The 13,013-nt window shown below is 70.9% G+C and carries 12 protein-coding genes; 9 read left to right on the plus strand and 3 right to left on the minus strand.

What is annotated here, in order from left to right:
- Window positions 1-260: 260 nt before the first annotated feature.
- Window positions 261-779 (minus strand): DUF4188 domain-containing protein, encoded by a 519-nt coding sequence (locus CEQ11_RS01965; RefSeq protein WP_227718681.1) that lies wholly within the window; start codon window positions 777-779, stop codon window positions 261-263.
- Window positions 780-907: 128 nt separating this feature from the next.
- Here CEQ11_RS01965 and CEQ11_RS01970 point away from each other — a divergent pair, with 128 nt between their 5' ends.
- From CEQ11_RS01970 to CEQ11_RS02000, 7 genes are all read left to right on the plus strand, one after another.
- Window positions 908-1,585 carry a MerR family transcriptional regulator gene (locus tag CEQ11_RS01970; protein WP_088477585.1) on the plus strand — a complete coding sequence of 226 codons (678 nt, stop codon included), beginning with the start codon at window positions 908-910 and terminating at the stop codon, window positions 1,583-1,585.
- A 532-nt stretch (window positions 1,586-2,117) separates the two neighbouring features.
- Window positions 2,118-2,501, plus strand: a complete 384-nt coding sequence (locus tag CEQ11_RS01975; RefSeq protein WP_088477586.1) for a YceI family protein — start codon at window positions 2,118-2,120, stop codon at window positions 2,499-2,501.
- A gap of 102 nt (window positions 2,502-2,603) precedes the next feature.
- Window positions 2,604-4,064, plus strand: coding sequence for a YncE family protein (locus tag CEQ11_RS01980; RefSeq protein ID WP_088477587.1), 1,461 nt, complete (start codon window positions 2,604-2,606; stop codon window positions 4,062-4,064).
- A gap of 60 nt (window positions 4,065-4,124) precedes the next feature.
- Entirely contained in the window at window positions 4,125-4,844 is a 720-nt protein-coding gene (locus CEQ11_RS01985; protein WP_088478850.1) for a dienelactone hydrolase family protein, read from the plus strand.
- A 248-nt stretch (window positions 4,845-5,092) separates the two neighbouring features.
- The gene (locus CEQ11_RS13020; protein ID WP_227718682.1) at window positions 5,093-6,046 is read left to right on the plus strand and encodes a hypothetical protein; all 954 of its coding nucleotides are present in this window, start codon (window positions 5,093-5,095) and stop codon (window positions 6,044-6,046) included.
- Between the two features lie 244 nt (window positions 6,047-6,290).
- Window positions 6,291-6,965, plus strand: coding sequence for a GNAT family N-acetyltransferase (locus CEQ11_RS01995; protein ID WP_193762969.1), 675 nt, complete (start codon window positions 6,291-6,293; stop codon window positions 6,963-6,965).
- A gap of 321 nt (window positions 6,966-7,286) precedes the next feature.
- Complete coding sequence (locus tag CEQ11_RS02000; protein ID WP_227718683.1) at window positions 7,287-7,970, plus strand: CPBP family intramembrane glutamic endopeptidase; 684 nt, start codon at window positions 7,287-7,289, stop codon at window positions 7,968-7,970.
- A 237-nt stretch (window positions 7,971-8,207) separates the two neighbouring features.
- On the opposite strand, the gene CEQ11_RS02005 is transcribed toward CEQ11_RS02000, so the two are convergent.
- The gene (locus CEQ11_RS02005; protein ID WP_088477589.1) at window positions 8,208-9,575 is read right to left on the minus strand and encodes a uracil-xanthine permease family protein; all 1,368 of its coding nucleotides are present in this window, start codon (window positions 9,573-9,575) and stop codon (window positions 8,208-8,210) included.
- A 143-nt stretch (window positions 9,576-9,718) separates the two neighbouring features.
- On the opposite strand from CEQ11_RS02005, the gene CEQ11_RS02010 reads away from it, so the two are divergent.
- On the plus strand, window positions 9,719-10,660 hold the full coding sequence (locus tag CEQ11_RS02010) for a carbohydrate kinase (RefSeq protein ID WP_227718684.1): 942 nt from the start codon (window positions 9,719-9,721) through the stop codon (window positions 10,658-10,660).
- A gap of 286 nt (window positions 10,661-10,946) precedes the next feature.
- Here the strand turns inward: CEQ11_RS02010 and CEQ11_RS02015 are convergent, their stop codons facing one another.
- Window positions 10,947-11,981 (minus strand): malate dehydrogenase, encoded by a 1,035-nt coding sequence (locus CEQ11_RS02015; protein WP_227718685.1) that lies wholly within the window; start codon window positions 11,979-11,981, stop codon window positions 10,947-10,949.
- A gap of 157 nt (window positions 11,982-12,138) precedes the next feature.
- Between CEQ11_RS02015 and CEQ11_RS02020 the strand changes: the two genes are divergently transcribed.
- Window positions 12,139-13,008: a Cof-type HAD-IIB family hydrolase gene (locus tag CEQ11_RS02020; RefSeq protein WP_088477591.1), complete on the plus strand. Its 870-nt coding sequence runs from the start codon at window positions 12,139-12,141 to the stop codon at window positions 13,006-13,008.
- Window positions 13,009-13,013: the final 5 nt, after the last annotated feature.

Here is a 13,013-nt window from a genome sequence, read left to right on the forward strand (position 1 = left end):
CAAAAGTCCAACATGGACCAGCCGGCCACGACCGATCGCGCGCTGCTCTCCTGCCTGCAAGACGGCGATGTCTCGGCCTGACTCCTCCACCTGCCGCCCGCGGGCTGGGCACATGCATCCCCGTCTATCGGTGGTTCCTGGCAGGCTGATGCTCCGCCACCACCCACGGGCACCTGGCTCCCGGCTGAAACCGGGCAGAAACGTTCACGGGGCCGCTATCGACAACCCCCGGGACGCTCGGCGACAGACGGGGTCGAGGATCACAAGACCGCGGTGAGACGGTCGCCCCCGTTCAGCCGCTCCCTGGCGGTGCGGCCTCGCCGCTCGACGGGGACGGTCCCCATAGCGGCTCCCAGCCCCACCGGGGCCCCCACGTAGACCGTCTCCACCCCACCCGGACGCACGACGTAGGTCTCATGCCAGATGCCGACCGCGTCCGGGTGCCGCCGGGACGCCCGGTTGAAGGCCCGCCAAGCCGGCAGATGCTCCTGATCCGCGTCGTGGGCGTAGGCGTAGAGGCCCTCCACACTGCGCCAGTACTGGACCACCCAGGGCCCCCTGGCGCCCAGTAGCGTGCTGGCCCCCAGGAAGCCGAGATCCGTCCCCCGCCCTGCGGTGGCGGCGTCCTTGGCGCGGTGCAGCTCGGCAAGCATGCGCGGCATGGCGGCCGCCACGGGCGCCCACAGGTCGGGGCGGTGCGGCTTGCGGATCGTCATGCCGATGTGGAAGACGACGAGGCCCTGCGAGGTGTCCAAGGCGTGGGTCGTGGGCATGGTCATGGTGCCTCCTGGGTTCATGGCGCGCCTGGCTGGCGGTGCGCGGTGGGGGGCTTGGGACCCCCGGCCGATAATGGATAGTGGCACTATCCAATATAAGGCTGCGCCGTATCAAGGGCTAGGGTCTTCCCGTGAGGATCTCCGTTCTGTCCGAGGCAACTGGGGTGCCCGTGCCCACGCTGAAGTTCTACCTGCGCGAAGGGCTGCTCCATCCCGGGGAGCCGATCTCCCGCACGCGGGCCGAGTACGACGTGACCCATGTGCAACGCGTGCACCTTGTCCGGGCACTGCGGGAGATCGGGGGGCTGGAGGTCGGCGCCGTCAGCCGCCTGTTGCGCGCCCTGGAAGATCCGCAGCTCACCCGCCTGGGGGCAATGGCGGCAGCCCAGGAGGCCCTCCCGCCCCTGACCGCGCCATCGGTCGAGAGGAAGGAGATGGCGGAGCACGAGTGCGCCCCGCACTCGTCGCGTGCCCAGGCCCTGCGGGTCGAGCAGGCCTGGTGCGTCGACCCGAGCGATCCCCTGCTGGCACAGCTGGACGCCGCCCTGGGCGCCTGCGCAACGGCAGGTCTGGACCTCGGCCATGCTCGCCTCAGCCGCTACGCCCGGGCCGCGCGAGCCGTGGCGGTCGAGGATCTGGCCTCCGTCCCCGACGACCCCGCCTCTGCGATGCGCCAGGTCGTGCTGGGGACCGTCCTGCTGGACCCCGTACTCGCGATCCTGCGTCGCCTCGCCCAGCAGGATGTCGCCAACCGCCCCAACGACAAGCCCCACGCAGACACCCCTTCTGAGCGACACCGGAACGACTAGATCTAAGAGGTCACGACGTTGTTGACACGATCAGGGGCCAACGAGGCTGGCCACCGCCGATAGAAGACCCTGACTCCACTGGATCTGAGCCATTCGAGCCGCGCGCTCTCGGCGCGACTGATCGGCTGACAGGCACTCGGCCGTCCGCCTCGCGGTGTTGTAATCCTTCAAGTAGACCTCGCGGTTCGGCATGCCGAACATGGTGAATCATTCACCCTCTGACATGGGCAGATGCTGCAGGGCAGCGCTGCATGATGATGGACACCAAAGCAGAAGACCCCCACGACACACTGAGCATGCCGCAGGGGTGGCCCACCGACGGACGCGCCGTCGTCACAGGGCCGGGTGTGGACCCCGTCATCTTCATGGCCTTGCGTGTCGGTGTTCACCGTGGGCCGGTTGCGGCCTTCGGACGGATAGTTCGAACGTGAAGCAGATGGGGCGGTGTCCCGCCGTCCCCGGCGCACTTTCCTGCGCCGCCCGCGGAACCGCCACACCCCGCTGGCGGCCTCGACCCGCGAAGGAAAGACCCATGAGCAACTCCACCCTCACCACCGGAACCTGGACCCTCGATTCCGCCCACACCGACGTGGACTTCGTGGTCCGTCACGCCGGCATCTCCAAGGTGCGTGGCACCTTCGGCGACGTCTCCGGCGAGCTCGTCCTCGCCGACGACTTCACCGCCTCCTCCGTGGAGGCGACCATCGGCGTCGCCTCGATCGATTCCGGCAACGAGCAGCGCGACGGCCACCTGCGCTCGGCCGACTTCTTCGACGTCGAGCAGTTCCCGCAGATGACCTTCCGCTCCGCCGGCGTGACCGGCACCGAGGAGTCCTTCACCCTCAGCGGCGTGCTCGTCTCGGATGCCGTGAAGCTCGAGATCTCCGCCGCCTTCGTCCTCCCGCAGGAGAGCTGAGCCGGTCTTCTCCGGCCCCGCCCGCGTCGGCTTCGCTATGCTGAGGTTGTGTCTGTCCAGGCCATTGCATGTGCCTGCCCTTCCTCAGCCCCCGGAGACCCCATGCCCCGACTGCCCCTCGTCCCTGAAGCCACCGACCTCGCGGCGGAGCCGACTGCGCTGAGGCAGGCCACAGCTGCCCGTCCGCGGGCCCTGCGGTCCGCCGCCGCCCTGCTCACCGTGGGCCTGCTGCTCACCGGATGTGCCGGCACGGACGGCGACTCCCCGGAGGGTCAGGGCAGTGCCTCCACGGCCTCCGGCACCCAGGACGGCGGCACCGGTGAAGGTGGCCAGGGCGACGACGGCTCCGCCTCCTCGGACAAGGACGGCGAGGCTGACGCCTCCTCGGACGGCGACGACGGTGCAGACGACTCCGGCGAGGACAAGGACGGCAAGGGAGGGGCCGAGGAGTCGGACTCCGTGGACCCGGCCGACTTCCCGGCGTCCAACACCACCACGCTGACCCACATGGAGACTCTCAGGGACGTCGGCGTCGAGCCGAAGTCCGTGGTCTCCAACCAGCACGGGCTGATGATCGCCAACAACGTGGTCTACCAGCACAACGTCGTGCTCTTCGACACCGCGACCCGCAAGGTCTTCCAGACCCTGGACGACACCGTGAACCCGGCCGAGCTGGGCGTCGAGGGCCTGCCCGACGAGGTCAGCGGCGCCCCGGTGGAGGCCACCTGGACCAAGGACGGCGAGCACGCCTACGTCACCCAGTACGGCCTGTACCCCGTGGGTGCCGCGCCGGACGACAACTGCACCGCCGGCTCGGACATCGCCCCCTCCCTCGTCTACCGGTACTCGGTGGAGGAGAAGGACTGGGACACCGCCTACCGTGTGGGTCGGGTGCCCAAGTATCTGGCTCTGTCCCCGGACGAGTCCCGCCTGTTGGTCACCAACTGGTGCGATTCGAACATGTCCGTCATCGACACGGCCTCCGGCGACACCGAGCACACCATCCCGCTGGACACCATGCCCCGCGGCATCGTCGTGCTGCCGGACAACAAGACCGCCTACGCCACCGCCATGTGGGCGGACAAGCTCTACCGCGTGGACCTGGAGAAGGGGACTTCCGAGGTGGTCATGCACACCGGGGCCAACCCGCGCCACCTGACCCTGTCCCCGGACGGCAAGACCCTCTACATGACGCTCTCCGGCGCGGACGAGATCGTGAAGATGGACGCGGAGACCGGCGAGGTGATCGCCAGCGCCCCGGCCGGGGACGAGCCGCGCTCCATGGACATCTCCGCCGACGGCACGGCCCTGTACGTGGTCAACTACTACGACTCCACGGTGAGCAAGATCGACGCCGAGACGCTTGAGATCCTCGGCACGGCGCCGGCGGGCGTGAACACCATCGGGATCACCTATGACAAGCCCTCCGGAGAGGTCTGGGTGGCCAACTACGGCGGCACCATCGACATCTACGACGACACCGACGGCGCCGGTCCGCGCGCCGGCGGCTCCGAGGAGGACTCCGAGGATTCGGAGGATTCGGAGGACGACGCCGAGGGGTGATCCGCCCGGGGCGAGAGCCCTCGCGGTGCGGCCCGGACCGGACCTAGGGTGGGGATCATGATGATGGCATCGAAGACCCCGTACCAGAACACGTCGTTCGACCTGCCCACCAAGGAGGCGGGCGACGACCAGACCGGCCACGGCTACATCGCGTTCCCGGAGTCCGGCAAGGGCCCGGGCGTGATCGTCATCCAGGAGTGGTGGGGCCTGACCCGCCACATGCGCGACGTCTGCGACCGCCTCGCCGAGCAGGGCTTCGTGGCCCTCGCCCCGGACCTGTTCGGCGGCTGGATCGCCCACGACGGCGACGAGGCCGGCGAGATGATGGAGAACCTCCCCGCCGAGGAGGGCGCCCGCCAGCTCGGCGCCGCCGTGGACCACCTGCTGTCCCTGGACGAGGTGACGTCCGAGACCGTCGGCGCCATCGGATTCTGCATGGGTGGCGGCTTCGTGCTGTCCCTGGCCGAGCAGCAGGGCGAGAAGGTCTCCGCCGCCGTCCCGTTCTACGGCGTGGGCCAGGGCGTGCCCGGCTCCTTCAAGGGCATCAAGGCCGCCGTGCAGGGCCACTACGCGGAGAAGGACCAGATGTTCCCCGTGGACCAGGCCCGGAAGCAGGAGCAGCAGATCCGCGAGGAGTCCGGTGCCGAGGTCGAGTTCTTCTACTACGACGCCGACCACGCCTTCCACAACGACGAGAACCCCGCCGGCAACTACCAGGAGGCTGAGGCGAAGCAGGCCTGGGGCCGTGCCGTGGACTTCCTGAAGGAGAAGGTCCGCTGAGCCGGAGAGGATCCCGCGGAGGCGCCGGCGGCCGAGGCCGTTCCGGCGCCTCCGGTCGGTCCGGCGGCCGGGGCGGCTCGTCCGGCCGAGGCGGAGCGTCTGGCCGAAGTGGCGCGAAGGGCGCGCCGCGCGGGTCAGGTGCCGGGCGGGCGTCAGGTGCCGGGCGGGCGTCAGGCGCGGGGCCGTCGTCGGGACGCAGGAAGGCGCGGTGGGAGGCACCGCCGCCCGAGACGCTGTTCCTGGCCACCGTGCCCGGCGCGACGCCGTCCAAGTGGGTGGAGCGGTTCACCTCGCGCGAGCGTGTGGTGCAGCTGGTGAACCACGACGAGTCCCAGCAGTGCGACCATCTGCGGCACGACGAGCACGGGGTCGCCCTGCACCCGCTGCCGCAGCTGGGGTACGTGCGGTGGCGCCGGGATCGCAGCGTGGAGGACGTGTTGGGCGAGGCCGGCGTAGACCCACGGCGCGTGCACGTGGTGCGCGTGTACTCGGAGCTGCCGGTGGTGTGCGTCGGGCGGGAGCACCTGCTGGCCGCCTGGGACGTCGAGGCCGACGGTCCCGTGCCGACGGCCGAGCTCGATCCGGCCGAGGCGATGGACCCGGCAACGTTCGCCCCGGCCCCTGCGCCCGCCCCTGACCCGGCCCCTGGCGTTTTCGTTCGGGAAAGCGTCGAGTCTCAGGGGGCTTTCGTTCGGGAAGGCGTCGAGTCCCAGGGCGCTTTCGTTCGGGAAAGCGTCGAGTCCGGCGACGATGGCACTCCCCGCACGTCTGTCTCCCCGCCTGCGTCGTCGGCCCCCAACCCCATGGACGCCCCGGAGACCCCGGGAGCGGGGGAGCGGATGGCGCTGGAGATCGTGGCCTCGGGTGCCGGGCACGTGGTGCTGCCGCAGTCCGTGGCCCGCATGTTCGGTCGGAAGGACGTGGTGGTGCTGCCGCTGGAGTCCTCGCTGGACGAGGTGGTAGGCATGTCCCGTGCCGAGCGCGAGGCGGTGGCGACGGCCGCCGAGCTCGCCGCCGAGGAGGCTGGCATGGAGCCCGCGCGTGCCAACGAGCTGTTCGGCGTCACCGGTGACCACGCGGACGGCGATGACCGTCACCCCGGCTGGGACGTCGGGCTGGCCTGGCTCAAGGAATCCGACTCGGACCTCGTGCAGGGCTTCGTGGGTGTGAGCCGTGGTCGCAGGAGCGGCAGCTCGCGCTGAGCGCAGGGGCAAGGGGCCAGGGCGGGTCGGCAGCGCCAGCGCCGCCCGGCGGGTCTTCGATCCGATCCGGAGTATGCGAGGCGTGCTCTCGAACGGATCGAGCGCTCCGTCGGAGGACTGCACCGACCTCCGTTCCGATCCGGAGTATGCGAGACGAGCTCCGGATCGGAACGAGGGCTTCAGAATCGGGCATGCCGGAGGCTCGACGGAGGCTCGGCGTGGATCCTCGCACTACACTCGGGCCATGACATGCAGCATCGCGGAGAGGCCCCGCAGCATCGCGGAGATCTGGCCGCCCTACGGACTCGTCATCCGGGCCGGTGAGCTGACCATGACCGCTCTGCGCGAGGCCGACGTGCCCGAGGTGGTCGCCCTGGTGGAGGCCGGCATCCACGACCCCGCCGTCATGCCGTTCTCCTTCCCGTGGACCGACGCCCCGGCCGAGGAGGTCCCCGGTGACTACATGCGCTTCTTCGGCCGCACCCTCGCCGCTACCGGAGCGGGGAACGCCGCGCTCGAACTGGTCGTCCGCCGCGGAGGGGAGATCGTCGGGCTGCAGGCGCTCAACGGCCAGGACGTGCGGACCACCCGTCGCCTCGAATCCGGGTCCTGGCTAGGGTTGCGCTTCCAGCGGCAGGGCATCGGGCTGGCCATGCGACAGGCCATCTGCACCTTCGCGTTCGACCACCTCGGCCTGGACGTCGTTACTTCCGGGGCCTGGGCTGACAACACGGCCTCCCTGCGGATCAGCCAGAGGGTCGGCTACCGCGAGACAGGCCGCGAGCAGTGGCAACGCCGCGGCGAGCCCTCCGAGATGGTCCTGCTCGAGCTGCTGCCCGAGCACTTCGTGCCCGGCCCGGAGACGGTGGAAGTCGAGGGAGCCGAGCCGCTGCGGAGGTTCCTGGGGCTGACGGACTGAACCGGCCGTCGTCGGGAAGGCGGCGGAGCCGGGGCGGGACGGGGCCAGGCGGAGAACCGATGAGCATCCGGACGGCTGCGCTACTGTCAGACTGTGACCGTCCGATCAGATAGGGCCCCGTCGGACACTGCGGCCGGGCGCAGGCCGCTCCTGCCCCTCGCGGGGCGTGTGGTGCTTGTGCTCTGCGCCCTTCTCTACGCGTCCTCCGTGGTCGTCACCGCGACGGCATTCCCGGACGGGCTCGTTGTCTCAGCGGATGATGCGGCTCCACGGCAGCCCCTGTGGGAACCGCTCCTCGGGCCGGCGGTCGGCATCGTGGTCGTGCTCCTGTTCACGCCGAAGCGACCGCGGCTGCCGGCCGTTCCGGGGGAGTCCTCCGCTCTGATCGGGTCCACAGCCATGCTCCTCGGCCTGCTGGCCGTTTACCTCTTCGCTCCCAGGCTCCTGCCGGTGACACCCGAGGGGCAGGTGCTGCTCAAGGCGCTCCTGCTGATGCTCGTGCCCGGTCTGGTGATGTGGTTGCGGAGGTGGCGATCCCGCGCAGTCCGCCTCCACAGTCCGGCGGGAGCATGGCGCTGGTGGATGCCGGCGGTGGCGGTCGTGGTCTACACGGTGGTGAGCCAGCTGATGCCATGGGTCAGTCCATGGGATCCGGGTGACGTCCCGCTGGAGCTGGTGATCATCGGCGCCACAGCCACCGCGGTCACCGCCGGCGTCGGCGAGGAGCTGTTCTTCCGACTCTGGTTGCAGACACGCCTGGAGGCGCTGCTCGGGGCTCCAGCCGGCATCGCCCTCGCCTCGACCTTCTTCGGGCTCATGCACCTGACCAGCCACGGCTCCGGAAACCTGATGCTGGACGTCGCCCAGGTGGTTGCCGTGCAGGGCACCTTCGGGCTGTTCCTCGGGATCCTGTGGTGGCGGTTCCGCAACCTCTGGTTCACGATTCTGGCGCACCTGATCACCAACGGCTGGCCGGTGCTGGTCTGGTTGGTGACGCAGGCATGAGGGCACACGGCCCGGCGATCTGAACCGGCCGTCGTCGGGAAGGGGTCACGGGGAAGCCTTCGTTCCGATTCGGAGCACGCGGGGCGTGCTCTCGAACGGATCGAGCGCTCCGTCGGAGGACTGCACCTGTCTCCGTCCGATCCGGAGCCTGCGCGGCGAGCTCCGAATCGGAACGAGGGCTTCGGGATGAGAACGAGGGCTCCGGGGTGAGAACGAGGGCTTCGGAACTCACAGGCCTCAGCCCAGCCGGCCGGCCTGCGAGGCCTCGTACTCCTCGAGGTCGTCCTCGGAGACCGGTTCGGTGCCGCGCACCCGCGCCACCGCGGTCATCAGGTGGTAGACGCCCAGCGCCGCGATGGTGCCGAGGGTGATGCCGCCGAACGCCAGGTCGCCGATCATCAGGACCGGGTCGGCGATCGCGATGATCAGGCCGGTGCCGGCGGTCATGAGGTTGATGGTGTTGGAGAAGTCCACGCGGTTCTGCACCCAGATGCGCACGCCCATCACGCCGATCATGCCGTAGAGGACGATGCCCGCACCCGCGGCCACACCGGCCGGGATGGTGGCCACGGCGGCACCGAACTTCGGGAAGAACGCCAGGGCCAGCGCGGTCAGGCCGGCCACCCAGTAGGCGGCGGTCGAGTAGACCTTGGAGGACGCCATCACGCCGATGTTCTCCGCGTACGTGGTGGTGCCGACGCCGCCGCCGAGGCCGGACAGGCTGGTCGCCAGGCCGTCGGCGAAGAGGGCGCGGCCGGTCAGCGGGTCCAGGTCGGTCTTCGTCATCAGGCCCACGGTGCGCACGTGGCCGATGTTCTCCGCCACCAGCACCAGCACCACCGGCAGGAAGAGGAAGACCACCTCGGCCCGGAACTCCGGCAGGTGGAACTCGGGGAGCCCGACGACGGCCGCCTCGCCGATCGGGGCGAAGTCCACCTGGTCTTGGGCCAGGGCCAGCAGGTACCCGACCACGATGCCCACCAGGATGGACAGGCGCCCGAGCAGGCCGCGGAAGAGCACCGCGGACAGGACGATCGCCAGGGCGGTGCCGAAGGTGGTCACCGGCAGTTCGACCATGCCGTCCGTGGTGGAACCGGCCAGGTTCAGGCCGATCAGGGCGACGATCGTGCCCATCACCGCCGGCGGCATCAGCGCATGGATCCAGCCGGTGCCGGCCAGGTGCACCACCAGGCCGATCAGCGCCAGCAGGACCCCCACGGTCAGGATGCCGCCGAGCGCCGCGCCCACGCCGGCCATGGAGACGGCGGCGGTGATCGGGGCGATGAACGCGAAGGACGAGCCCAGGTAGGACGGCAGGCGGTTGCCGGTGATCAGCAGGAACAGCAGGGTGCCGAGGCCGGAGAAGAAAAGGGCTGTGGTGGCCGGCATGCCGGTCAGGGCGGGGACGAGCACGGTGGCGCCGAACATGGCCATCACGTGCTGCACGCCGATGCCCACGGTGCGGCCCCAGCTGAGGCGCTCCTGCGGGCCCACCACGGTGCCGGGGGTGATGGTCCTGCCGTCCCCGTGGACGGTCCAGCCGAAGCGGCGGCGCGGGCCGTTCGGGTCGCGGCGCGTTGCGGTGCGCTCGGGGGGATGGGACATGCGGGTCCTCCAGGGGCGAGACGACGGATGCCTCCGGGCGGGTTCCGTGGAGCCGCCGCCGGGGCGTGCGAGGCCGCCGTGGAGCGCTCCAGCACTGTGGAAAAGCCCACGTCCGGCCATGGACCGTAGGGTACCGTGGAGATGTGTCTGACTACTTCGGTGTGATTGGCGAGGCCCTCGTGGACGTGGTGGTCTCGGACACCGCCACACCCCGAGCGCATGTCGGCGGCAGCCCCCTCAACGTCGCGGTGGGGTTGAGCCGCCTGGACCTGCCGGCGCTGTTCGCCGGTCGCTACGGCTCGGACGAGTACGGCGAGATGATCGCCGCTCACCTGCGTGACAACGGTGTCCGTTCCCTCCTCGGCCCCGACTCGGCGCCCACCTCCCAGGCGACCGCCCGCCTGGATCCCACGGGTGCGGCCAGCTACGAGTTCGACCTCGACTGGACCCTCCCCTCCGCCGGCGAGCTCGTCTCCCGTTACGAGGGGGACGTCGGGGGTCGCCTGCTCCACCTGCACGCCGGGTCGATCGCCACCATGCTCGCCCCCGGCGACGCCGAGGTGATGCGCCTGCTCGAGCTGCTCCAGCCGACCACCACCCTCAGCTACGACCCCAACGTGCGCCCGAGCATCGTCCCGGACCGGGAGTTCGCCCGGAACCGTGCCGAGGAGTCGGTGCGCTTGGCGGATGTGGTGCACGCCTCGGACGAGGACATCGCCTGGCTGTACCCGGACCGTCCGCTGCTCGATTCCCTCCGGGCCTGGCAGCAGATGGGCCCGGCCCTGGTGGTGATGACCCGCGGCGCCGAGGACATCATGGCGGTCACCGCGCACGAGGACTACGAGCGCCCCATCATTCCCGTGGACGTCGCGGACACCGTGGGCGCCGGCGACTCCTTCACCGGCGCCCTGCTGGCCGCCCTGAACGACCGCTGCCTGTTGGGCGCCGAGAACCGCGAGCAGCTGCACGCCATCGGCCACCAGGACCTCGAGTCCGTGCTGATCTACGCCTGCCGCGCCGCGGCCATCACGTCGTCCCGCCCCGGCGCTGACCCGCCGACCCGTGCGGAGCTCGTGGACGACTGAGTCGTCCGGTCCGTCACGCGTGGACAACGACGCCGGCCGCTCGCCTTCTCAGGGTGAGCGGCCGGCGTCGTGGGGCCGGCTTATAGAGGCGGTCGGGACCGGAGCGTTCCGGGGGACGCGACCCTTTCCTGAACGAAAACGCCCTGGGACGCGACACTCTCCCGAACGAAAACGCCCTGGGACGCGACACTTTCCCGAACGAAAGTGCGCTGGGACGCGACGGTTTCCCGAACGAAAGTGCTCCGGGACCCGACACTTTCCCGAACGAAAGCGTCAGGTGGGTGGCTCAGATGAGGCCGAGCTCCTTCACGGCGTCGCGCTCGGACTCGAGCTCGGCCACGGTGGCGGCCAGGCGCTCGCCGGCGTCGGGCAGGGCGGCCTCGTCCGGGGCCAGGTCCTGCACGATCTGCCACTCGCCGCCGTCCGAGGTCACCGGGAACGAGGAGATCAGGCCCTCCGGCACGCCGTAGGAGCCGTCCGAGACGATCGCGGCGGAGGTGCGGCGGGCCGAGCCGTCCGGGCCGGTGCCGGTGCCCAGGGCCCAGTCGCGCATGTGGTCGATGGTCGCCGACGCGGCGGAGGCGGCCGAGGAGGCACCGCGCACGGAGATGATCTCCGCGCCGCGCTGGGCCACGCGCGGGATGAACTCGTCACCGGTCCAGGCGGTGTCCACCACCTCGAGGGCTGGCTTCCACTTGCCGTCCACGCGCACGCGGGCGTGGGTGAGGTCCGGGAACTGGGTGGCCGAGTGGTTGCCCCAGATGGTCACGCCGTCCACGTCCTCAACCGTCACGCCGGCCTTCGCGGCCAGAAGGGCGACGGCGCGGTTGTGGTCCAGGCGGGTCAACGCGGTGAAGCGGGAGGCTGGGACGTCCGGGGCATGCTGCTGGGCGATCAGGGCATTGGTGTTGGCCGGGTTGCCGACCACGACCACGCGGACCGCGTCGTCCGCGTGCTCGTTGATGGCCCTGCCCTGCGGTCCGAAGATGCCGCCGTTGGCCTGAAGCAGGTCGCCGCGCTCCATGCCGGCGGTGCGCGGGCGGGCGCCCACGAGCAGGGCGTGGTGGGTGCCGTCGAAGGCCTGGGACGGGTCGTCGGTGACATCCACCGAGTCCAGCAGGCCGAACGCGCAGTCGGCGAGCTCCATGGCGGTGCCCTCGGCGGCCTTCAGTGCGGCCGGGATCTCCAGAAGACGCAGGCGCACCGGGGTGTCCTCACCCAGCATCTGGCCTGCGGCGATGCGGAAGAGCAGGGCGTAGCCGATGTTGCCGGCGGCGCCGGTGACGGTGACGGTCTGCGGGGCACGGTTCTGTGTGGTCACGCCGCCATTCTGGCCGGCCCGCCGCCGTCCGGTAAAGGGTCCGCGGCGGTGTCGCCCCGGATTCGGGTCGCCCCGAGCCGCCGGAGGACCCCGGGGCGGCGACTGCCGGGGGTGAGGGGCCGTCGTCGGGAAGCGGTCGCCGCCTAGACTGAGGGGCATGTCTGCCCTCCGTGCCGCCGCCGCCCTGGCAGGAGTGCGCCGTCGGCCGCGCATGGTGGCCACGGACCTGGACGGCACGGTGATCGGCTACGCACACACGCGCACCGGGTGGCTCTCCCCGCGGACCATCGGGGCGCTGCAGGCCGCCCACGACGCCGGGATCACCGTGGTGTTCGTGACCGGCCGGCCGCTGCGCTGGCTGGGCCCGCTGCGGGAGCAGCTGGGCACCGTCGGCCCGGTGATCTGCTCCAACGGCGCCGTGGTGGTGGACCCCGCCACGGACGAGGTGCTGCTCTCCCACGGGATGGAGCGGGCCGCCGTGGTGGAGGCGAGGGCGCGGCTGCGGGCCGAGGACGAGTCCGCCAGCTTCGGTGCCGAGACCCTGGAGGGCTTCGTGTGGGAGCCGGCCTTCGGCAAGCGGGCCGAGGGTGTCGCCGGGGCGGCCACCGGGGCGTCCCACCGGCTTGAGCGGCTGCTGGATGAGGATGCCACCGTGGTGAAGCTGATGGCCCGTTCCGCCCGGCACGGCGCGGACGAGCTGCTCCTCCGGGCCCGCGCCCTCGTGGCGGACATCGTCTCCGTGACCCACTCCGCGCCGGACCTGCCGCTGGTGGAGATGGCGCAGCACGGGGTGCACAAGGCCGCCACCCTGGAGGAGTATGCGGAACAGAGGGGGATCGCCGCCGCGGACGTGGTCGCCTTCGGGGACATGCCCAATGATATGGAGATGCTCCAGTGGGCCGGCCTCGGCCTGGCCGTGGCCTCCGGCCATCCTGAGCTGGTGGCCGCCGCGGACGCGGTGGTCGGCACCTGCGACGACGACGGCGTGGCCGAGGCGATCGAGCACCTGCTCACCCTGCCCGAATGAGCGGC

The sequence above is a fragment of the Micrococcus sp. FDAARGOS_333 genome (genome assembly GCF_002206575.2).
GTDB classification, from domain to species: Bacteria; Actinomycetota; Actinomycetes; order Actinomycetales; family Micrococcaceae; genus Micrococcus; species Micrococcus lylae.